The sequence below is a fragment of the Ensifer sp. ENS09 genome (genome assembly GCF_014852425.1).
Taxonomy (GTDB): Bacteria; Pseudomonadota; Alphaproteobacteria; order Rhizobiales; family Rhizobiaceae; genus Ensifer.
Window position 1 is genome coordinate 1,124,780 of sequence record NZ_JACVBP010000003.1, and the last position, 19,755, is coordinate 1,144,534.

Consider the following 19,755-nt stretch of genomic DNA (forward strand, 5'->3'; position numbering starts at 1 on the left):
TCTGTCGTCGGAGGCCTCCATGCCAGGCTCTAATTCGCGGCTTGTCGCCTATAGCCAAGTCGTTCTCTTTTTCGGTGCGTTCCTGCTTTTCTGGGAGTACGGCGTCCGATATTTCGAAGTCAAAAGCTACATCCTGCCGCCTTTGTCCTCGATCGTCGTTGCCGTGTGGGAAGCACGCGGCGAAGTGTTCGAGCACTCGATGTATACGCTTGCCGAGGTCTTGATTGGTTTCGGAGCGGCGGTTGTCATTGGCGTCATGCTCGGCATGGCCGTCTATGTCTCGCCCTTTGCCCAGCGCACCATCTACCCGCTCGTCACGGCGCTGCAGACCACGCCGAAAAGCGCGCTCGCGCCGCTGATGATCGTCTGGTTCGGCTACGGCTTCATCTCCAAGGTCGCAATGGCGTTCCTGTTCGCCTTTTTTCCGATCGTCGTTGCGACGCTCGGCGGCTTTGCCGGGACGGCCAAGAACCTCGAGGAACATTTCCGCGCGCTCAACGCCGGCCCCTGGCGCACTTTCACCACGCTCCGCCTGCCGAGCGCCTTGCCGAGCTTCATCGACGGCTGCCGCGTTGCCATGCCGCTCGCCATGATCGGCGCGATCATCGGCGAACTCGTCGGCTCCGAGCGCGGTCTCGGCAATCTCATCATGATGGCGACCGCATCGTCGCGCACCGATCTCGTCTTCGGCTGCATCATCGTCATCACCCTGATTTCGCTCGCCCTTTACGCCCTGATCGAATTCGCGGCCAAGGCGGTCTGGTGGCGGGGTATCCAGGTATGAATATTTCAGTTCGGGAGGAAAAAATGGCGTCGGTAGCCACCGCCGGGGTGCCCCAAAAGCAAGAGGGCACCGGCCCTGCGGCGGATACGGCCGCCAACCACATCGAGGCGCATGGGCTGAACAAGACCTTCGGCCAGTTCAAGGCGCTCGAAGACATCAACTTCGGCATCAGGCCTCAGGAGTTCGTTTCGGTTCTCGGCCCAAGCGGCTGCGGCAAGAGCACGCTGTTGCGCATCGTCGCCGGCCTCATTCCCTATGAAACCGGCACGGCGACGATCAAGGGCGAGAAGGTCCGCTCGCCACGACCGGATATCGGCGTGGTGTTCCAGACCAACAACATGCTGCCCTGGCTGACCGTGCGCGGCAATGTCGAGCTCGGCGCGCGCATCCGCAACATGCCGGCAGACGCACGCAATGCGGCGGTCGACAAGATCCTCGACGTGCTGTCGCTGACAAAATTTGCCGATGCGCACCCGCACCAGTTGTCGGGCGGCATGCGCCAGCGCGCCTCGATAGGCCAGGCCCTGGTGCTCGATCCGCCGATCCTGCTGATGGACGAACCCTTCGGCGCGCTCGACGCGCTAACGCGCGACAAGCTCAACGTCGAGCTCTTGAGGATCTGGCAGGAGCACCGCAAGACGGTCATGCTGATCACCCACAGCATCGCCGAGGCCGTCTTCCTGTCGGACCGCGTTCTTGTCATGGCGGACCGCCCCGGCAAGATCGTCGAAGAAGTGACGATCGACCTGCCGCGCCCGCGCGACGCGGCCGCGACCCGCGCCCTGCCGAAGTTCGGCGAGTATGTCGCCTATCTCGGCAAGGTCATGGGCGTCACCAACTGAGGCAAGACGGCCCGCGCTTTGGACTTACGGTTCAACGCGCGGGCTCAAGCGTCTCCTGCACGGTCGGATCGGCGCTTTTTGAGGTCCGGCCGGCCAGTGCCCATGGTGTTGGAGATTGGGCCTGTTGCGAAACCCTGGTAAGAGCAGCGCGGTGAAGGCTCCACCAGGAAAGGCAGTGCGTGAATATACAAACCGTTCGCATCGCAAGGCCAAGCGACGATCTGGATGCGCTCTTGCGGTTCTATCGCGACGGGCTCGGATTGGAGCTTCTGTCGCACTTCAAGGATCACGACGGATTTGACGGCATCATGCTCGGTCGTCACGGAGACCCGTATCATTTCGAGTTTACGAAGAAACACGGGCATGCGGTCGGTCGGGCTCCAAGCCAGGACAACCTGACCATCTTCTACATCCCCGACACCGGTGAATGGATGGCTGCCGTCGAGCGAATGCGCGAAGCAGGCTTTTTGCCCGTCCCGTCGTTCAATCCCTTTTGGGACCGCAGTGGCAAAACCTTTGAGGACCCTGACGGCTACCGAACGGTTTTGCAGAACGCGGCGTGGCGACCGGCATCTGGCGCCGCAAGGACTGGGTGACCGCGTCGTTGCCGCCGTTTCGCGCCGGGTTGTTCTCTTCCCCCGACTCCGATTGACAATATACATACGTATGTATATTTGTTGCCGGGCTAGCGGATGAGCGACCAGGAGGCCCAGCATGAAGGCGAACGACAAGCGGAAGGAGCGCGGCGATCGCGCCCGCGCGAACATTCTTCATCACGCGACGCAGATCGCGTCGGTGGAGGGGCTGGAGGGGCTGACGTTCGGGCGGGTCGCGGCCGACGCCGGCGTGGCGCGAGGCAACGTTCAGGTCCTGTTTGGCGACCGGGAAGCCCTGCAACTGGCGACGATCGAAAACGGCGTGGCGCTTTATGCCGAAACGGTGGTTGGCCCCGCGATGGCGCTGCCGACAGCGGCCGAACGCCTGATCGCTCTGATCGAGGGATGGTTCACATTCGTTGAGCATAGAACGCTGCCTGGTGGTTGCCTGGTGCATGCGCTCAGCAGCGAATATCGCACCCGGCCGGGCGAGATCCGCGACCGTGTCGAACACCATCGGGCCGAGGCGAGGCAGCGTATCGTCGATCTGGCAAATGAGGCGGTCACCGCAGGCGAGCTTCAAGGCGGCATCGATGTCGGCCTGCTGGCCTTTGAACTGACGTCCTACCAGGCATCGGCCAATGTGGCAGCGCTGATGGGGGAACCTAATCAGTTCGAACTCGCGCGCCGTGCGTCCCGGGAGCGGCTTGCCGCGGCGCGGGGCCTGTGATGGACGGCGATCCCTTTCACACCGGAGAGCAGCATCTCCAGCGCCTCTTTGCCGTCCGCGAGCAACTGGCCGGATCGCGCGCGATACAGACGAGCCTGCCACCTAGCTTTGCAGGCTTCCTTGCGGAACTGCACTACGTCGTCCTGGCCGTGGCTGACCGGGAGGGGCGCATTTGGGCCACCATGGTCTTCGGTCGCCCCGGCTTTCTGAGTGCGCCAGACGCCATGCATGTGCGTGTCGCAGCGCGCCCTGACGCCGGAGATCCGGTGGCGCGCGGCATTGTCGAGGGGGCTCCGATCGCTCTCCTTGCGATCGATCTGTCGACCCGGCGGCGCATCCGCGTCAATGGCCGCATAGGGCGGGTGGGGCAAAGCGATTTTGCCGTCGATGTGCGGCAGGCCTTTGGAAACTGTCCGCAATACATTCGCCCGAGGGACGTCGAAGAGGCGGCCGGCGCGAGCGGAGAGCCGGTTCTGATCTCGGCCGATACGAGCTTGGCTCGCCGTGTCGTCGCTGGTGCCGATACGTTTTTCGTTGCGACCCGCGCCGCCTCCGATGCCGGCGGCGATATGGATGTCTCCCATCGCGGCGGTCCGGCCGGTTTCGTGCAGTGGGACGGCGACAGTCTGATCTGGCCGGAGTATCGCGGAAACTACTACTTCAACACCCTCGGCAACCTGCTCGTCGATCCTGCCTGTTGTCTGCTGTTTCCGGATCTTGGCACGGGCGAGATGCTGGTCATGACCGGACAGGCCGTGCTCGACGGCTTCGACGGGCGCCTGAGGCGCTCGCACGAGGGCCTGCCGATGAGCGGGCTGGTTCGCTTCAAGCCCGACCTCCTGATGAGCCGGTCCGCACTGTTGCGCCCGTAGTTCGATCCGATCCCGTTTTTGTCACCCACATCTTGGCATCGGCCGTTCCATGGCCGTGCCGGAAAGGTCCTGTCATGGTCAATGCCACACTCGAAACCCCGCATGAGGCCGATCGGCCGCAGGCGACCAATCCATGGCTTTCGGTGTCGATGCTCGCCTTCGGCGTCTTCGTCGTCGGGACGGGTGAGTTCGTTCTGGCGGGCCTGTTGCCGCTTCTCAGCAGTTCGCTCGACATCGCCCCATCCGTTGCAGGGCAGGTCATCACGATTTTCGCTTTGACGTGCGCGATCGCGGGCCCTGTTCTCGTGGCTGCGACTGGCGGCTGGGAACGCCGAACCGTCCTCCTCGTCGCAGCTCTTGTTTATCTCCTCGGTAGTGTCTGGACCGCACTTGCGCCGAGCTATGCGCAGGTTCTGACCGGTCAGGTCGTGGCGGCGCTTGGCGTCGGGCTGTTCGTGCCGACCGCCACTGTCACCGCCGCCGCCATGGTCCTGCCGGCGCAACGGGGCAGGGCGATCGCCCTGGTCGTCAGCGGCTTTACGGCGGCCACGGCGCTTGGCGCGCCGCTCGGCACGGCTTTCGGCGGCGTGTTCGGCTGGCGATCCACCATGTGGCTTGCAACCGGGCTGGCAGCCCTCGGCGTCGCCGGTATCGCCGTCTTCATTCCGAAGTCGATCAGGATCGCGGCGACGACGGGCTTGCTGCAGCAGTTGCGGCTGCTACGTAACCTGCAAATTCTGGCGGTGCTCGGCGTAACGCTTCTCGCCTTCACCGCCGTCTATCTAACCTACACCTATATGGGCATCATCTTTGCGGCCGCCACGCAAGGAAACAGCGTCTATCTGGCCGGCCTGATGACGACGCTTGGCGTGATCGGCACGATCGGCAACCTGGGTGCAGGTATGCTTGCCGACAGGGTTGGCGGCCAGAAGGTTGTGGCAATCGCCCTGCTTTGGCTCATCATCAGCATGCTGATCCTGCCGCTGACCACCGACGCGCTGGCATCGGCTTTCGCAATCATCGCATTCTACGGGATCGCCGCCTTTGCGATCACGACGCCGCAGCAACACCGGCTGATCTCGCTGAAACCGGAGGCCGCCGGCGTCCTGGTATCGCTCAATCAGGCCATTCTCTACCTTGCCATTGCGCTGTCCGGCTCGATCGGAGGCCTTGGACTAGAGTGGGCAGGGGCCGGCAATCTCGGCTTCATTGCGGCGGCGCTTGCAGCAGCGGCATTGCTGTTATCGGTGTCGATGAAATCGAACCCTGATAACAGCTGATAGACAGGCAGCCCGCCGGGTGCGTTCGGCCACCGCGCGCTCGGCTTGCGCTCCCCAATCTATCCGCCGTGCCGCAAGGCAGGATAGAGCGAGCCAATCAACAGCACCGCCATGGCGATGTTGAATAGACGAAGCCTCCGGCCGGCCATCAGCCAATGCTGCAGGACGGTTCCCATCCAGGCCCAAACGATGTTGGCGGCAAACCCGATAATCGCGAAGGCTGACGCCACGACAAAGACGGAAACCAGGACCCGTTCCGGTGCGAACAGGCTGGTCGCAGACAGGCCTGTTGCCCATACTTTCGGATTGACCCATTGAAACGCTGCGGCCTGGAAAAACGAAAGTGGCTTGCCGACGGTGTCGCCGACGCCGGGTGGTGACGCGTTTCCCCACCAAAGCGGCGTTCGCGCGCGAGGGTGCTGAGCCGCAACAGATCAGCGCTACGGAATTCCGCGCCTACATCAACGACGGACTGATCCGCTGGGCGAAGATCGACTGAACCTTTGCACGTTCGATGCGGACTCTCTCGCCGGGTTGGCCCGGTGGGAGAGTCCTTGCTGGATCGCGCTGGCAGTTGGCGGTGAGGCGACGTCGGATCGAACGTGAAGACGAGGAGCGTTTTCCGTAGGAAGGCGCCGCGAGATGGCCGCCTTGAGCGCGCACCCCGAAGCCTTCCTCAGGCCTGCGCAGCGCCCGGCGTCTGCTTGCGCGCATAAACGACAAGCCGCAGATGCTGCCCGCCGTCGATTGTGAGCGAGGTGTGCTCGAACTCGACGGCTGTTTCGTCCACCATGATCGTCCGGGTGCCGGTGCAGGGGGCGTGCACGTCCTGGCGCCGCCACCAGTCCTTGAATTCGGGCGAGACCCGTTCCAGTTCTTCGACCAGAGTGCGGGCATCGGCATCGTCTCGCGCGCCGGCAAAGTCGCGGCGGAAACTGGCGAGCATGGCCGGCGCCTGTTCCTCCCACTTCACGAAGGCCTTCCGCAACGCGCCATCGGTAAACAAGGCCCAAAGCAGGTTTCGGCGGTGAGGCTCGTGGCTTTCAAACCCAAACAGGCGGTCGGCCGGCGCGTTGAAGGCCAGCACGTCCCAGCGCAGGTTGATGATGTAGGCGGCGTGGGGCGCGAGGTCTTCAACCAGCCGTGTGACCAGCGACGGCGCGATGCAGAACGTCTTGCCGGGCTCCGCCGGCGGGCGCTCGTGGGCAAGAACGAACAGATGCCGGCGTTCGGCGGCATCCAGCTTGAGCACGCGGGCGAGATTGTCGAGGAAGCCGGCGGACACTCCGATCTCCCGGCCCTGTTCGAGCCATGTGTACCAGGTCAACCCGACGCCTGCGAGAGCCGCGACCTCTTCCCGCCGCAACCCCGGTGTGCGCCGGCGCTTCGCGCTCGGCAGGCCGACATCTTCGGGCAAGAGCCGCTCGCGACGGCTGCGCAGGAATTCGGCAAGCTCGGGACGGGTTCGGTCAAGGGCGCGCATCGTTCAGCCAGTTGCAAAAAGTAACAGCATAAGTGGTTAAATTGTAAAAGGATAATGGCTGTGAAATCGGTGGTGCGTCAACAAGAAGAGGACGCCCATGAGCTCGCACACCTGCACAACCGACAGACTTTCCCCGGCATCCTCCGGAACGACCCACAGTCCGCCCTGGCTTGGCCTCTGCATCCTGTTGCTGGCCGGGTTCGTAACGATCTTCGACCTCTTCGTTGTCAACGTCGCGATCCCCTCGATGCAGGCGGAACTGGGCGCCAGCCTCTCGCAGATCGGCTTCATCGTTGCGGGTTACGAGCTTGCCTTCGGTGTCCTGCTTGTTACCGGCGGGCGGCTCGGCGACCTCTACGGGAGACGCCGGTTGTTTGTCCTCGGCATGGCCGGTTTTACGGCGGCCTCGCTTCTTTGCGGCATGGCTCCGTCAATTGAAATCCTGATCGGCGCGCGGGTGTTGCAGGGACTGGCGGCTGCGCTGCTGTTCCCGCAGGTCTATGCCTCGATCCGTCTGAACTTCTCCGGCGACGACGGTCGCCGCGCCTTCGGTCTGCTCGGCATGACACTCGGTCTTGCCGCCATCGCCGGCCAGATCCTCGGGGGCTTTCTGGTCGAAGCCGATCTCTACGATCTCGGCTGGCGCACGATCTTCCTGATCAACGTACCCATCGGTCTTTTTGCAATCGTGATGGCGCGCTTCATTCCCGAAACACGGGCACCCGAACGCTCTGCGCTGGACTGGCTCGGCGTGGCACTGGTCAGTCTCGGATTGACGCTCCTGCTGGTGCCGCTGGTCGAGGCGCCGACCCGCGGCTGGCAGGCCTGGAGCTTCCTGTCGCTTGTCGCCGCCGCCTTTCTGCTTGCCGCCTTCTATCGCCAGCAGGAACATCGCCGCAAAGCCGGACGCCAACCCCTCGTCGACATGAAACTGCTGCAGCAGCCGCGGTTTGCGCAGGGTGGATTGCTGGTCCTCCTGATTTATTCGACTGCCTCTTCCTTTTTCCTCTGCTTTGCGCTCCTGGTGCAGATGGGCTTCGGCCTCAGCCCGTTTCAGGCCGGTCGTGTCTTCGTGCCATGTTCCATCGCTTTTGTGATCGTTTCCCTAAGTGCTCCGCGCCTCGTCGCCCGTTTCGGAACGCCTGCCATCGCCATGGGGGCGCTGATCTACACAGTCTCGTTCGGCGTGCTGATCGGGCAGGTGTGGATTGCCGGGGCGGGTCTCGTGGTTGCTCACCTCATTCCCGCGTTGGTCGCAATCGGTGGGGCGCAGGCCATGATCATGACGCCGCTGCTCAACCTCGTGCTTGGCTTCGTGGACGAGCGGCAGGCGGGTATCGCCTCCGGGATCATTTCGACACTTCAGCAGGTCGGTGCAGCGCTCGGCGTGGCCGCGGTCGGCATCCTCTTCGGTGCGGCGCTTGGGACGGGTTCGGAGGAGCAGGCTGCGCGCTACGCCTTGGCCTTCGTCTCCGGCATGGGCTACAACGTCGCGGCGGCTGTAATCGTTGCGATCCTGCTGGCGCGGCTTGCGGTCCACGGACGCCCCGCGAACTGAACCTCTGCCCTAAGGACGCGGGCGGTGACGCCATCGATCGGGATGCTGACCCGCCGCGGTCGGCATCCGCAGGGTGTCAGCCAAGGCGCCGCGCGTTCCGAACTTCGCCGGAGGCATCGGTCAGCTGTGTCTTCTCCACGTTGAGTATCCAATCCCGGAAGATCGCGATCTTTGGATTGTCCTGGGCGTGCTCGGGGCACACCAGATAATAGGCAAACTCGTCTATCAAGGTTGCGTCCAGGAGTTGCACCAGCTCGCCGCTGGCGAGTTCCGCTGCAATCATTGCAGCGGGCAGCAGGCCTGCGCCATGGCCCGAGAGGATCGCCTTCAGAATAAGGCTGCTATCGTCAAAGGACGCGCCACGGGGAGGGCGGAACTCTTCCACGCCATTTGCCTGGAACCAAAGGCTCCATCCCCTTCGGTCGGCATCATGGATATGCGGCCAGCGGATGAGATCGGCCGCACATCGGGGAGCGCCGAGGCGATCGACGAGATCAGGGGCTGTCACGGCGACCATCTCGACGGCTAAGACGTGGTCGCTGCGCAGGCCGGGATAGCGGCCGGCACCATGGCGCACCGCGACATCGATGCTGCCGCGGGAGAAATCGGCGAGAGCGCTGCTTGCGACGATCTGGAGATCGATTTCGGGGTTGCTTTCCTGAAAGGATCGCATGCGCGGCACGAGCCAGGACGATGCGAAAAACGGCGTGACGCTGACCGTCAGCATGCCGTTGTCGTTGGAGGCCATGACGCGTCGCGAGGCTTCGGCAATCTGGCGAAAGGCGTTGCGGACCGCCGGCAGATAGTCCCGGCCCGCATCGGTCAAATAAATGCCGCGTGTCACCCGTTCGAACAGCTTCACCCCAAGATGTGCCTCCAGCGACTTCAGCATCTGGCTGACGGCACCCGGCGTGACGCAAAGCTCGTCGGCCGCCATCTTGACCGAGAGATGGCGGGCGGCAGCCTCGAAAGCCTTCAGGGCGTTGAGCGGAGGAAGGTGGCGGCTCATGATTTAGTTTTTCTAAGTTATATGGCTGATTAAATCTGGTTTGTCGGCCGAGTACGACGTGCATTATCACATTATACACCGCTTGTCTCACGGTTCACGAGGAGCAGGAGGCGCGATTGAGAAAGACAGATTTTCTAATGTATATGGGCTTGCCGCAGTCGGGAAAAATTGCATGACGATAGGTTCGGACGAATTCAGTTTGCTGACCCTCACGGAGATCGCAGACAAAATCAAAAGTGGGAGCGTTTCCTCGCTTACGGTCACCGAGGCCCAACTTCGGCGCATCGCGCGACTGGATCCGGATCTCTACGCCTATGCGCAGGTGATGGAAACAAGCGCGCTGGAACAGGCGAAGGCGGCGGATAAGGAAATTGCCGCCGGAGGCCATCGCGGCCCGCTGCACGGCGTTCCCATCGCCGTCAAAGACCTGTGCTGGATCGAAGGCGTGCCAACCAGGGCCGGGACGCTCGTCCATGGCAATTTTGTTCCGGGCGAAGACGCCACTGTCGTCAGACGCCTGAGGCAAGCAGGTGCCATCATTGTCGGCAAGACGCAGATGACCGAGGGCGCCTATTCGGACTACCATCCGGCAATCACCCCGTCTGTCAATCCGTGGCACGCGGACTATTGGGCCGGGATTTCCTCGAGTGGTTCAGCTGTCGCCACGGCAGCGGGCCTTTGTTTCGGTGCGATCGCGTCGGACACGGGCGGCTCGATCCGCTGGCCGGCGGCCGCAAATGGTGTCACGGGCCTCAAACCGACATGGGGGCGGGTCAGCCGGCACGGCGTCTTCGATCTCGCTCCCTCCCTCGACCACATCGGCACGATTGCGCGAAGCGCCATGGATGCGGGCATCCTTCTTGCGGCCATAGCGGGAAGTGATCCGAAGGACCCGACGGCGGCCGCGCAAGCGGTGCCGGATTTCGCTTCGGCGTCGCCAAGCTCGATCGGCGGTCTGCGGATAGGCTTTGATCCGCGGTGGAACAGTGAGGACGTGGAACCCCAGACACAGGCCGCTCTCGCCGCTGCCTCGGACGTTTTTACTGCTCTTGGCGCGCACATGGTCGAGATCAGGTTCCCGGATGTGAGCCAGGCCGTTGCCGACTGGGTGCCGAACTGCGCCGTGGAGGCGGCAGCCGTTCACGAGCGAGACTTCGCCGCGAACAGGGACTTGTACGGGCCCATCCTTGCCGGCGTCATCGAAATGGGCAAGGCCGTTTCGGAGGCTGAGTATCAGCAGATCCTTTTGCGACGGACGATTTTCCGTCGCGACGTCGAAGCCCAGTTTGCGTCCGTCGACATGATCCTGACCCCCGTTCAGCCGTTCGCTCCCCTGACGCTCGCTACCATCGCGACACTTGGTGAGCAGCCGGATCTGATCGCCAGGCTGCAACGCTACACCTGCCCTCTCGATATGAGCGGCCATCCGGCACTGACGTTCCCTGCAGGCATCGCAAGGGATGGCATGCCGATCGGCCTTCAACTCTTGGCCGGTCAGTTCCAGGAATTGACCCTTGTGCGCGCCGGAGCGGCATTCCAGGGGCACACGGCTTGGCACAAGCGGCACCCAGGAAAAGGCTGAGGGGGAGAACGATGATGAACACTCACCACCAGCGCCTAGGCATCTTCTACGGATGGGTCGTCGTCGCCGCGACGTTTACGCTGACATTCGTAGGCTTTGGTAGCGCCTATACCTTCAGCGCCTTCATCGAGGTGTTGCAGCAGGATCTCGGGGCATCGCGTGGCTCCGTTTCGCTCGTTTTTTCTTTGGCAGGCTTTTTGTACTTCTGCCTGGGCGTGGTTTCCGGCCCGCTTGCGGACCGGTTCGGGGCCAGATCGCTCTGCGTTGTCGGCATGGCGCTTGTCGGTCTCGGCCTCGTCTTGGCGGGCCAGGCGCGCACCATTGCCGAGGTTTATGCAGCCTACGGGCTCGGCATCGGCCTGGGCGTCGGATGTGCCTATGTGCCTGCCCTTGGGGCCGTGCAGCGCTGGTTCGTCGCGCGACGTGGCCTGGCCTCGGGGCTTGCGGTCAGCGGTATCGGGCTCGGCACGCTTGTCCTGCCGCCGCTGGCGACATGGTTGATCGCGACGCTAGGCTGGAGAGAGGCCTATCTGGTGCTCGGGGGCGCGGCCGCCGCCGTCGGCATCGGCGCGTCGCTGCTGCTCGAAAGCGATCCGGGGCGACGGGGTCTTCGTCCGGACGGAGCCTTGGCTGAGCCCGGCGTCGGGAAGTCGGTGGCAACGGAGGGCGTTTCGGTCAAGGATGCAATCCGGACGCCGCAATTTGTCGGCCTGTATGTGGCATGCCTGTTGAGTGCAATCGGCGTGTTCGTTCCCTTCGTCCATCTCGTCCCGTTTGCAGTCGATCACCAGATCGCTCCAACCGTCGCCGTCCTCCTCCTGAGTGCGATCGGCGTCGGCAGCACAGCGGGGCGCTTCTGCCTTGGGGGGCTTGCGGACCGCTTGGGTCGGGACACCTTCCTGGCGGTCATGTACGCAGGCATCGCCGTGTCGCTTGCGGTATGGGCCTTTGCGACCGGGCTTTTGGCCCTCGCTGCCTTCGCCCTGCTGTTCGGATTGTTCTATGGCGGCTGGGTCGCCGTGCTTCCGGCCGTGGTTGCCGATCATTTCGGCCGTCGCAATGTCGGCGGTATCATCGGCCTTCTTTACACGAGCGTTGCAATCGGCACGCTGATCGGCCCGAGCCTTGCCGGCTTTATCTACGACGCCAGCAACAGCTACTTCCCGGCTATTGCAATCAGTGGAGGCGCCAACGCCGTGGCCGCGCTTGTCGCGATCGTGACGATCAGCTTCAAGTCAAGGACGGTTGCCGAAGGGCCTTGAACCAGCGCCGCAGCTTTTTCGTTCCCGCTTTTTGTATTGGATATCGCCGCCATGCGCCTGCAAGATTGCTTGCATTGGTTGTGATGTATTGCTAACTATGCAACCATTTGGATATGGTTGGAGGCGAGAGGACGAACGGCGTCTCATCCGTTGCGCGTTTCGCCTGTGGTCGCGCATGGCGCCAATCGAAGCGGGCCGGAGCAGTGGCCGTCTTCACGGTTGAGCAGTGCGACCATCGACTTTCCGATCGAATGGTTCAAAGGTTGGCTGGATGAGCGGGGAGCAATTTGACGACTATTATCAGACGCTGTCGACGCTGCTTCGTTCCTCGCTAGATGAGGTCAAGGAGAGCCTTTCACCGCGTAAGGGACCACCTCGATCACGGTGCATACGGTGTCGCGTGGGAGCTCCTTTGGGGCCTGCTTCATGCACATCCTTTGCCGATACCGGCCGATCTCGTCGAATGCGGGCGAAGAATGGGTATCGATGCTATGTGAGCTGAGATTGCTGAGATGTCAGAGCAAGGGCGCAAACATCTGCTCTTGGGGGGCGCTGTGTTTCGGCCAGACCGTCCGCCATGGGCGCCGTTGCGGGGTATCGGTCTGATCCGGGCCGTCACCGCGAAGGAGCGGGGCTATAGACTTCAAACGCGCGGACAAGGGCTGACGGTTGAACTGCAAAGGACGAACACGGTGAAGCATCAATCCGAAACGCCAATCGCGCCCGGCTCCATTCAGGGGGAAGTCGACGCCGCTCATGGCGATGCCGATGCGATGTTCCTGGCAAGGATCGTTGCCGAACTTGGCATGCCGTCGGAGCCTCCGGCCGTCCTGATCGGCTCGGGACAGAACTCCGTCGCCTATCAGCTTGGCGATCGGATCCTTCGATTGCCGCGCCATGCCGGCGCCGAACGCGACCTCGTGCGAGAAGCCTCAACGCTCCGTGCGGTTCGGCCTCTTCTTCCCGTGCCGGTGCCTGATCTTGAGGTGCACCGCATCGGCGGCCAACTCATCTCGCTGCACGCCAAAATCCCGGGCGAACCGCTTTCGGACCTGGCCGGCCTGACAATCGGCGCACGGAAGACTTTGGCTGCGGACCTTGCCGCCTTTCTACAGGCCCTGCATTCGGTCCCCATCGACTGCCTGGAGGCCGGGCCCGCCGAGGCGCCTTCGTCCGAATGGCATCGGCTTCTGGCGCAATGCGAAGATGTGGCCTTTCCGCTGCTTTCGCCTGATGTCGTCACCGGTCTGCGGGAGCGTTTTTCCGATTTTCTGGCGACCTGCGACGCGCTTCCGCAGTGTCTGATCCACGGGGACTTTGGGACTGGAAACATCATCGTCGATCGCGACCGCCTCTCCGGCGTTATCGATTTTTCCGGCTGCGGCCCCGGTGACCCAGCCTATGATTTTGCCAGTCTCGCGGCAGGGCTGGGTGACGGCTTCGTCGATCTGGTGCTTGAGTACCTTCCGGCCGACACGGCGGCGAGGGAGCGTATGAGCTTCTATCGAATGACGTTTCCGCTTCTCGACATCCTGTATGGCGTCGAAAACCGCGACCCGGAGACAATCCACGCGGGCGTGCGCGCCTTTGCGGCGTAGTCTCCGTTCGGCTTCAAACCGCTCCCGCAGTGCACAAGCAAGCAGGGGCGCGGGCTCGCGAAGGGTCTCTTTCGGTTCGTTGCCGACAGGAACCCGACCTTGGAGCAGCTCTGCGAAGGCCTGAAGCTCCAGCGGCGCAGCGCCCAGATTCTGGTCAGCGCCGCGACCTCGCTCAATTTCCTGGAGTTCGCCGAGGATCTGGCAGGAAGCAGATAGGTCACTGCTAAATTGCCGATCTGATTGCGAAACACAATCGGTCCTGATAGATACCGATTGTGTATTGCAAGCAGTATGCGCGCGAGAAACTCTGGGGGACGGGCGGTGGAGCGAATTATGGACTATGAAATCGGGCATAAGACATTCGTGTTCGAACGGCGTTGTGAAGCGCCGGTGACGTCGGTTTTCAAGGCATTTGCCGATCCGGTCATCCGCGCCGGCTGGAGTGCGCCGTCTGACGACGCGGCGTTCGTCTATACTGCGGCCGACTTTCGCGTGGGCGGCGAAGACCATTTCCGCTGCGGTTCACTGGAGAACCCGCAATACACCGGGCGCACGACCTACATCTCGATTGTCCCGGACGAACTCGTGGTCAGCGCCGAGATCGTTGAAGCCGGCGGGAGAAAACTGATGTCGAGCCTGATTACAACGGAACTGGCGGCCGACGGCGATGCAACGACGGTCAAGATGACCGTCCAGGTGACGTCCCTCTTCGGTGGCCGAATGATCTCAGGCACGGAGATCGGGACCAATGCGGCCCTCGACAATTTGGTGGAGTATTGCTCGCTCGGTCGCTTCCTTGAACGGCGGTGAAGGGACGGTCCGCCGGTCTTCAATCCTCAACGGGTGGAGAGGGGTGGGGGAGGTGGCGGGGTCGTGGAGCCGGTGCCGAGTGAGCGTTGGACCATGACGCTATCGGCCCAGCGTCCGTAGCGGTAGGCGACACCTGGCAGCAGGCCGACGCGAACGAAGTTGAAGCGTTCGTGCAAAGTGAGCGAGGCGACATTGTCGGCGTCGATATAGCCGATCATCTGGCGAAAGCCGGCTGCGGCGCAGGCGTCGATCAGGCCCCGCATGAGCAGGCGCCCGACGCCTTGGCCGAGATGTTCGTGTTGAACATAGATCGAGTGCTTGACGGTATAGCGGTAGGCAGGGCGCTTGCGAAACAGAACGACATAGGCATAGCCGACAACGGCGCCCTCCTTGATCGCGACGAGATGGGGCAAGCGGCGACTTTTCAGGTTCTTCCGCCGCTCGCGCAGGTCGTCGGGCTGCGGCGTATCCCCCTCGTCCACGCCTTCTTCTATGCCGCGGTGGATATGCCGGCGATAGATGGCCAGCATGGCGTCGACGTCGCTCTCCCGGGACGGGCGAATAATAATCGTTTCATCCTGCGGCATGAGGGGTCTCGATACTCCTAAGTTTATTCCGCGACGACGTAGGTATGAAGTCGAATGCGGCCGGACGCGTCGGTTTGGCGATAAAGGCCCTGGATCTCCACTTCGAAGCCGGGGAACGTGTTGAAGCAGGTTTCGAACATCTTGAGATAGTCGATCATCGGCTGCGCGCGCGCGGTTAGCCTTTCGCCCGGCACGATGGTAGCGATCCCGGGCGGATAGACGACGAAAGGCGTCGTCGCGATCCGCCCGGCAATGGCGTCGATCGGCAGGAAGTCCACGTCGTTGCGCACGAGGCAGCGCGCCGCGTCGTGGGGCGAAAGGGCGATGTCAGGCAGGTGCTCTTCGGAAAACTGCCTGGCCTGCAGGGCGCTGACATTGGCGTCGCGGAAGAAGCGGTGCATGTCGCCGCAAAGGTCGCGCAACCGCACGCCGGCGTAGCGGCCGGGGCGGCGTCGATAGAACTCCGGGATGACCTCTTCCAGCGGCGCGTTGTCGTCGTGAAGCCGCTTGAATGCGACGAGGCCGCTGATCAGCGTGCCCGCCTTGCTTGCCTCGACGCCGGGCGTGAGCAGAAACAGCAGGGAGTTGAGGTCGTTCTTCTCAGCGACGATCCGGTTCTCGCGCAGGTATTGCGCAACGATCGGTGCCGGAATGCCGTGCTCGGCATAGGCACCAGTTGCCCTGTCGAAACCCGGCGTGAGCAGCGTCAGTTTGTTGGGATCGGTCATCGCGAAGCCCGGCGCCATATCGGAAAAGCCGTGCCATGCGGCCCCCGGGGTGAGGTGCCAGAAGGCCGGATTGGTGGCGAGCTGATCGGTGGCGACACTCTCCCATGGCACGTCGTGGACCGCTCCGGGGCTTGCCACATCCGGCATGGCCACGCGGTCCGGCACAAAGGGCTCGAAGAACCAGCGGCGCTCGGGCCGGCGTTCCTTTTCCTCGAACTCCCGCCGCACCGCCCGGATCTTCTTGCGAAGCTCGATGCCGAGCCGGATCGTATCATCCCACAGCACTTCGCCGGAACGGCCCTTCATCATCTGCGCGCCGACATCAAGGGACGCGAAGAGGGGATAGAAGGGGGACGTCGACGCGTGCTGCATAAAACTTTCATTGAAGCGACGGTGTTCGACCCGGCGTTTTTGGCCGGTGATGTGCCGATCCTTCATGTGGATCTGCGAGGCCTGGGAAAAGCTTGCAAGCTGCTTGTGCGTTGATTGCGTGGCGATGATGCCCGGGGCCTCGGGGCCGAGTTCGGCAAGGCCCATGGCAAACCGACCGGCATAGAGCGGATGAAATTTCATGAAGCCCGCCCAGGCCTCGTCAAACAGGATATAGTCGCACAGATGCCCGATGGCTTTCAGGATCATCTCGGCATTGTGGATCGTGCCGTCATAGGTGCACTGTTCCACCACCGCCACTCGAAACGGGCGCGGCTTCCGCCAGGCATCCGGGTCCTTGACCAGCGGATGGGTGCGAATGCGCTCGCGAAGCGTCTCTTCGTTCAAGCTGCCGAAATCCATCGGACCGATCAGGCCATGGGCGTTTCTGGCGGTCGGCACGTACACCGGGATGCCGCCGGAGATCATCAAGGCACCGTGATGGGCGGCCTTGTGATTGTTGCGGTCGAACAGAACCAGATCGCCATCGGTGACCAGGGCGGAGAGAGCGACCTTGTTCGAGGTCGATGTGCCGTTGAGGACGAAGTAGGTTTTCTCCGCGCCGAAAATCTTGGCGGCTTCCTTCTGGGCGGCAAGTGCGGGGCCCTCATGGGTCAGCAGATCGCCGAGATCGAGCACGGAATTGTCGAGATCGTCGCGAAAAACCGCTTCGCCCAGATGCTCCATGAACACGCGGCCGACCGGGCTGCGGCTATAGAACACGCCGCCATTATGCCCGGGGCAGGTCCAGAGCTGGTTGCCCTCCTCGGCGTAATCCACCAGCGCGCCAAAGAAAGGCGTCTTCATCGTCTCGGCATATTGCTTGAGGCGGCTGATCAGGTTTTTCGCGATGAAGGCAGGGGTCTCCTCGGACAAAAAGACATAGCCATCGATGAAGTCGAGCACTTCGACCGGCACGTCTTCGAAGCGCTTGCGCCTGATCAGCAGGATGATCGGAAATTCGAGGCCGCGCCGGCGCATCAGGTTGATGAGGGAGGCGGTCTTGCCTTCCATGCCCTTCTTGCCCCAGTCGACCATCATGCAGCCGATGGCTGCATCCGTCTGGACGGCGATTTCCGCGTCCTCAAGACTGCGCGCGCGGACCACCTCGAAACCGGAGCGCTCGATCTCCTCGACGATCTGCTTATACCGGGCCCCTTCGAGATCCTCGTTGTCGAAGGCGGGTGTCGCGAACAAAAAGGTGAAGCGTCTGAAGTAATCCATCGGTGCCTCCGCCATTTACACGAAGCGAGTTGTTCGTGCGTTTCGTGACGATGTTGTGACGGCGGCCGTGGTTAGACGCGCTCGTCGAGCCGCAGGAGGTTGCGGAACGCCCGATGTGCTCTTGAAGTTCCACTGCGGCGAGGCGCGTGCGAAGGAATACGGATGACGGGTCCAACGGACCTCGAATGCCTGGTCCAGGCGAGCGGATCGCTGTTGTTAACAGCGAGTGTTCCTATGAGGCATGCAAGTCGCGCGATATCGGAGCGCCCAGGCAAAATCCTTCGAACTGCGCGGTAAAGCCTTCGCGCTCGGGAGAGCAGGCCATGACACCTATCCGTGCGTCATCAGCGGAGAATGGACATAATCTCGCCATCTGCCATAGACCATCGCCAAGATGAAACTGGACCCTGAGCGCAGCATCGTGCCGCGTCAGCCGGATATGCACTTCTGCGTTCGGCTGCGCTTGCGCAAGCGGGATTACCGACCAGTCCGACGTTCCGTTCGTGACGACAACCGAGAAATGCATCAAGCCGTCGGTGAACTCTATGCCGGTCTTCAGCCAGTGAGTTTCGTCGATAATGAGCATCAGTCCGGCTTGATCGTAGAGTTCGCGATAGTCGCCGCGCACGACCACCGATGCGGTAAAGTCTCCGCTCACCGGCTGCAGCCTCGCATGTCCGGAATGGCGCCTGAAGCCATAGAAGGTCTTCTGCCAAAAGTCGGTATTCGCCTCCGTTTCGAGCGTGAGCACGCCATTTTCGACGGTCCAGTTTCGCGGCTCGTTCAACCAGGTAAAATCCGTCAAAACGCCCTCCAGTCCTGTGCGATCGGCGCGCACGCGCGCGCCCAACATTGCGCATCTATGGCTGGAGCAGGCGTCCGTAAAGGCTTCTTGCGCGACGGGTTGCCATGCCTGTGCGGGCGACTTTCGGCCGGACGCCCAGCTTTCACCGGCATTCGTAGCGCCGGCCGTCACGCCCAATGAATGTTCCGCTGCGCAGGTCATAGGAGCGGTAGCGCGCAAGGCACCGCGCGTCACGATCGTTGCGCCGATAAGCTTCCGCCTCGCGCTTGCGCTCCGCCTCCTGCGCCGCTCCGATAATGATGGCGCCGAGCGCCAAGCCGATCGCGCCGGCAGCCAAACCAGCCTTCAGATCCTTCTTGTCCTGTTTTTCCTGGCGCTCACGCCACCGATCGCGCCGCGCTTCCTCACAGCGCCACCGCTTCCTTCCGTGAAGGTCCCCACAATGGCGCCAACCTCCATCGTAATCGTCAGCAAGGACGGTTGGGGCTGCAGGCAGGGTCGCGCCCAAAGCTGCAGCCAGCGCGAGAACCTTACCGAAGACCGACGCACGCATGGGACCTACTCCTTCAAATATCGAACCGATTCGTTCCGGAGTCTTGCGACCACGCGTTGCGGGAACATTGCAGCGTCGTTTCCGGTTTGAAGCGCGCGCCTTCATGTCGGACGCCCGCCTTCGCCGATCTCTCCATTGCCTGCTGAGATCACACCGCCCGGATTGCCTCAACATTGCGCACGATCGACAAGCCTCGCGACGGCGGTCTACCCATCGTTCGACCAGATCTGACGACGCCGTCCTGACGGTTGCTGTCCGGTTCGCCTAGCGCTTGATTGCGACCGCCTCGGAGTGGATAAACGCGGGCAAGCAATAGGGAGAATTTTTGCATGAGAGCACTTGTCCAGCGCGTTTCATCTGCGCGTGTCACTGTAGACGGAGCGGTCGCGGGAGAAATCGCCAACGGCCTGTTGGTCCTCGTGTGTGCGATGAAGGGCGATACCGAGAAGGAAAGCGAATGGCTGGCGCGCAAGATCGTCAACCTGCGCATCTTCAGGGACGATCAGGATCGCATGAACCGTTCGCTGGTCGATGTGGGCGGATCAGCGCTCGTCGTCAGCCAGTTTACCTTGGCCGCAGAGACGAAAGGCAACCGGCCGGGTTTCTCGACGGCCGCGCCGCCGGAGGAGGGCAAGCGCCTCTATGAGCATTTCTCGGCGCAAGTCTTGACCCTTGGTGTTGCCGTTGCGAATGGCGTTTTCGGTGCGGATATGCGGGTGGAGCTTGTCAATGACGGTCCTGTGACGATCTGGCTGGACACGGCGGCCGGTTGACCCACCTTTGCCGGCCGTTTTCCGCCCGTTTAAGCGGGCGGAAAGTGGCCGTTGCTGCTTGTGGATAGAAATACTGTTTATTTTCAATGTGTTGTTAGAATTGTGTCGGGTCGATGAAAATCCCTGTTGACGTCTGTGAGGGCGGGGGTCTATAAGCCCGATCACTGACGAGGGCGGCGGCGCTGCTGGCGACGACGACCTTCGCTCTAGAGTTTCCTGGATTGGCTGAGGCTGATTTTGGGTCTGGACC

19 protein-coding genes are annotated in these 19,755 nt (G+C 62.5%); 13 read left to right on the forward strand and 6 right to left on the reverse strand.

The features are described from left to right. The first annotated feature begins 19 nt into the window (after nt 1-19). From IB267_RS20410 to IB267_RS33755, 7 genes are all read left to right on the forward strand, one after another. Complete coding sequence (locus IB267_RS20410; RefSeq protein ID WP_043623930.1) at nt 20-784, forward strand: ABC transporter permease; 765 nt, start codon at nt 20-22, stop codon at nt 782-784. A gap of 23 nt (nt 785-807) precedes the next feature. Then, the gene (locus tag IB267_RS20415) at nt 808-1,626 is read left to right on the forward strand and encodes an ABC transporter ATP-binding protein (RefSeq protein WP_192449209.1); all 819 of its coding nucleotides are present in this window, start codon (nt 808-810) and stop codon (nt 1,624-1,626) included. A gap of 179 nt (nt 1,627-1,805) precedes the next feature. Then, complete coding sequence (locus IB267_RS20420) at nt 1,806-2,222, forward strand: VOC family protein (protein ID WP_192449210.1); 417 nt, start codon at nt 1,806-1,808, stop codon at nt 2,220-2,222. A gap of 118 nt (nt 2,223-2,340) precedes the next feature. Next, nucleotides 2,341-2,952, forward strand: a complete 612-nt coding sequence (locus tag IB267_RS20425; RefSeq protein WP_192449211.1) for a TetR/AcrR family transcriptional regulator — start codon at nt 2,341-2,343, stop codon at nt 2,950-2,952. Further along, nucleotides 2,952-3,824 carry a pyridoxamine 5'-phosphate oxidase family protein gene (locus tag IB267_RS20430; RefSeq protein ID WP_192449212.1) on the forward strand — a complete coding sequence of 291 codons (873 nt, stop codon included), beginning with the start codon at nt 2,952-2,954 and terminating at the stop codon, nt 3,822-3,824. Before IB267_RS20425 ends, IB267_RS20430 begins: the two co-directional genes overlap by 1 nt. Nucleotides 3,825-3,898: 74 nt before the next feature. After that, nucleotides 3,899-5,104 carry an MFS transporter gene (locus IB267_RS20435; RefSeq protein ID WP_192449213.1) on the forward strand — a complete coding sequence of 402 codons (1,206 nt, stop codon included), beginning with the start codon at nt 3,899-3,901 and terminating at the stop codon, nt 5,102-5,104. Nucleotides 5,105-5,480: 376 nt separating this feature from the next. Next, the gene (locus IB267_RS33755; RefSeq protein ID WP_256436953.1) at nt 5,481-5,603 is read left to right on the forward strand and encodes a hypothetical protein; all 123 of its coding nucleotides are present in this window, start codon (nt 5,481-5,483) and stop codon (nt 5,601-5,603) included. A gap of 177 nt (nt 5,604-5,780) precedes the next feature. Here the strand turns inward: IB267_RS33755 and IB267_RS20440 are convergent, their stop codons facing one another. Beyond that, a complete protein-coding gene (locus tag IB267_RS20440; RefSeq protein WP_192449214.1) occupies nt 5,781-6,587 on the reverse strand; it encodes a helix-turn-helix transcriptional regulator in 807 nt (268 codons plus the stop codon). Between the two features lie 97 nt (nt 6,588-6,684). Here IB267_RS20440 and IB267_RS20445 point away from each other — a divergent pair, with 97 nt between their 5' ends. Continuing rightward, nucleotides 6,685-8,145: an MFS transporter gene (locus IB267_RS20445; protein WP_192449215.1), complete on the forward strand. Its 1,461-nt coding sequence runs from the start codon at nt 6,685-6,687 to the stop codon at nt 8,143-8,145. A 76-nt stretch (nt 8,146-8,221) separates the two neighbouring features. Here IB267_RS20445 and gcvA read toward each other — a convergent pair whose 3' ends face one another. Further along, nucleotides 8,222-9,154 (reverse strand): transcriptional regulator GcvA, encoded by a 933-nt coding sequence (gene gcvA, locus IB267_RS20450; protein WP_192449216.1) that lies wholly within the window; start codon nt 9,152-9,154, stop codon nt 8,222-8,224. A 58-nt stretch (nt 9,155-9,212) separates the two neighbouring features. On the opposite strand from gcvA, the gene IB267_RS20455 reads away from it, so the two are divergent. The 4 genes from IB267_RS20455 to IB267_RS20470 all read left to right on the forward strand — a co-directional run bounded on the left by IB267_RS20455 (nt 9,213) and on the right by IB267_RS20470 (nt 14,406). Beyond that, the gene (locus IB267_RS20455; RefSeq protein WP_371742577.1) at nt 9,213-10,736 is read left to right on the forward strand and encodes an amidase; all 1,524 of its coding nucleotides are present in this window, start codon (nt 9,213-9,215) and stop codon (nt 10,734-10,736) included. An 11-nt stretch (nt 10,737-10,747) separates the two neighbouring features. Then, nucleotides 10,748-11,998, forward strand: a complete 1,251-nt coding sequence (locus IB267_RS20460; protein ID WP_371742578.1) for an MFS transporter — start codon at nt 10,748-10,750, stop codon at nt 11,996-11,998. 692 nt (nt 11,999-12,690) lie between these two features. Beyond that, nucleotides 12,691-13,596, forward strand: coding sequence for a phosphotransferase (locus IB267_RS20465; RefSeq protein WP_192449217.1), 906 nt, complete (start codon nt 12,691-12,693; stop codon nt 13,594-13,596). A 333-nt stretch (nt 13,597-13,929) separates the two neighbouring features. Then, a complete protein-coding gene (locus tag IB267_RS20470) occupies nt 13,930-14,406 on the forward strand; it encodes an SRPBCC domain-containing protein (RefSeq protein WP_192449218.1) in 477 nt (158 codons plus the stop codon). Nucleotides 14,407-14,432: 26 nt separating this feature from the next. Here IB267_RS20470 and IB267_RS20475 read toward each other — a convergent pair whose 3' ends face one another. The 4 genes from IB267_RS20475 to IB267_RS20490 all read right to left on the reverse strand — a co-directional run bounded on the left by IB267_RS20475 (nt 14,433) and on the right by IB267_RS20490 (nt 18,732). Continuing rightward, on the reverse strand, nt 14,433-14,993 hold the full coding sequence (locus IB267_RS20475; protein ID WP_192449219.1) for a GNAT family N-acetyltransferase: 561 nt from the start codon (nt 14,991-14,993) through the stop codon (nt 14,433-14,435). A 23-nt stretch (nt 14,994-15,016) separates the two neighbouring features. Beyond that, nucleotides 15,017-17,374: an Orn/Lys/Arg decarboxylase N-terminal domain-containing protein gene (locus tag IB267_RS20480; protein ID WP_192449220.1), complete on the reverse strand. Its 2,358-nt coding sequence runs from the start codon at nt 17,372-17,374 to the stop codon at nt 15,017-15,019. A gap of 232 nt (nt 17,375-17,606) precedes the next feature. Next, entirely contained in the window at nt 17,607-18,179 is a 573-nt protein-coding gene (locus IB267_RS20485) for a DUF1349 domain-containing protein (RefSeq protein ID WP_371742579.1), read from the reverse strand. Between the two features lie 142 nt (nt 18,180-18,321). After that, nucleotides 18,322-18,732 carry a BA14K family protein gene (locus IB267_RS20490; protein ID WP_192449221.1) on the reverse strand — a complete coding sequence of 137 codons (411 nt, stop codon included), beginning with the start codon at nt 18,730-18,732 and terminating at the stop codon, nt 18,322-18,324. A gap of 329 nt (nt 18,733-19,061) precedes the next feature. Here IB267_RS20490 and dtd point away from each other — a divergent pair, with 329 nt between their 5' ends. Then, nucleotides 19,062-19,505, forward strand: coding sequence for a D-aminoacyl-tRNA deacylase (gene dtd, locus IB267_RS20495; RefSeq protein ID WP_192449222.1), 444 nt, complete (start codon nt 19,062-19,064; stop codon nt 19,503-19,505). Nucleotides 19,506-19,755 lie beyond the last annotated feature (250 nt).

Bases quoted from the DNA above. Each gene is read 5' to 3' on its own strand.
- IB267_RS20410 (WP_043623930.1), top strand. From the start codon at position 20: ATGCCAGGCTCTAATTCGCGGCTTGTCGCCTATAGCCAAGTCGTTCTC.
- IB267_RS20415 (WP_192449209.1), top strand. From the start codon at position 808: ATGGCGTCGGTAGCCACCGCCGGGGTGCCCCAAAAGCAAGAGGGCACC.
- IB267_RS20425 (WP_192449211.1), top strand. From the start codon at position 2,341: ATGAAGGCGAACGACAAGCGGAAGGAGCGCGGCGATCGCGCCCGCGCG.
- IB267_RS20430 (WP_192449212.1), top strand. From the start codon at position 2,952: ATGGACGGCGATCCCTTTCACACCGGAGAGCAGCATCTCCAGCGCCTC.
- IB267_RS20435 (WP_192449213.1), top strand. From the start codon at position 3,899: ATGGTCAATGCCACACTCGAAACCCCGCATGAGGCCGATCGGCCGCAG.
- IB267_RS20440 (WP_192449214.1), bottom strand. From the start codon at position 6,587: ATGCGCGCCCTTGACCGAACCCGTCCCGAGCTTGCCGAATTCCTGCGC.
- IB267_RS20445 (WP_192449215.1), top strand. From the start codon at position 6,685: ATGAGCTCGCACACCTGCACAACCGACAGACTTTCCCCGGCATCCTCC.
- gcvA (WP_192449216.1), bottom strand. From the start codon at position 9,154: ATGAGCCGCCACCTTCCTCCGCTCAACGCCCTGAAGGCTTTCGAGGCT.
- IB267_RS20460 (WP_371742578.1), top strand. From the start codon at position 10,748: ATGATGAACACTCACCACCAGCGCCTAGGCATCTTCTACGGATGGGTC.
- IB267_RS20470 (WP_192449218.1), top strand. From the start codon at position 13,930: ATGGACTATGAAATCGGGCATAAGACATTCGTGTTCGAACGGCGTTGT.
- IB267_RS20475 (WP_192449219.1), bottom strand. From the start codon at position 14,993: ATGCCGCAGGATGAAACGATTATTATTCGCCCGTCCCGGGAGAGCGAC.
- IB267_RS20480 (WP_192449220.1), bottom strand. From the start codon at position 17,374: ATGGATTACTTCAGACGCTTCACCTTTTTGTTCGCGACACCCGCCTTC.
- IB267_RS20490 (WP_192449221.1), bottom strand. From the start codon at position 18,732: ATGCGTGCGTCGGTCTTCGGTAAGGTTCTCGCGCTGGCTGCAGCTTTG.
- dtd (WP_192449222.1), top strand. From the start codon at position 19,062: ATGAGAGCACTTGTCCAGCGCGTTTCATCTGCGCGTGTCACTGTAGAC.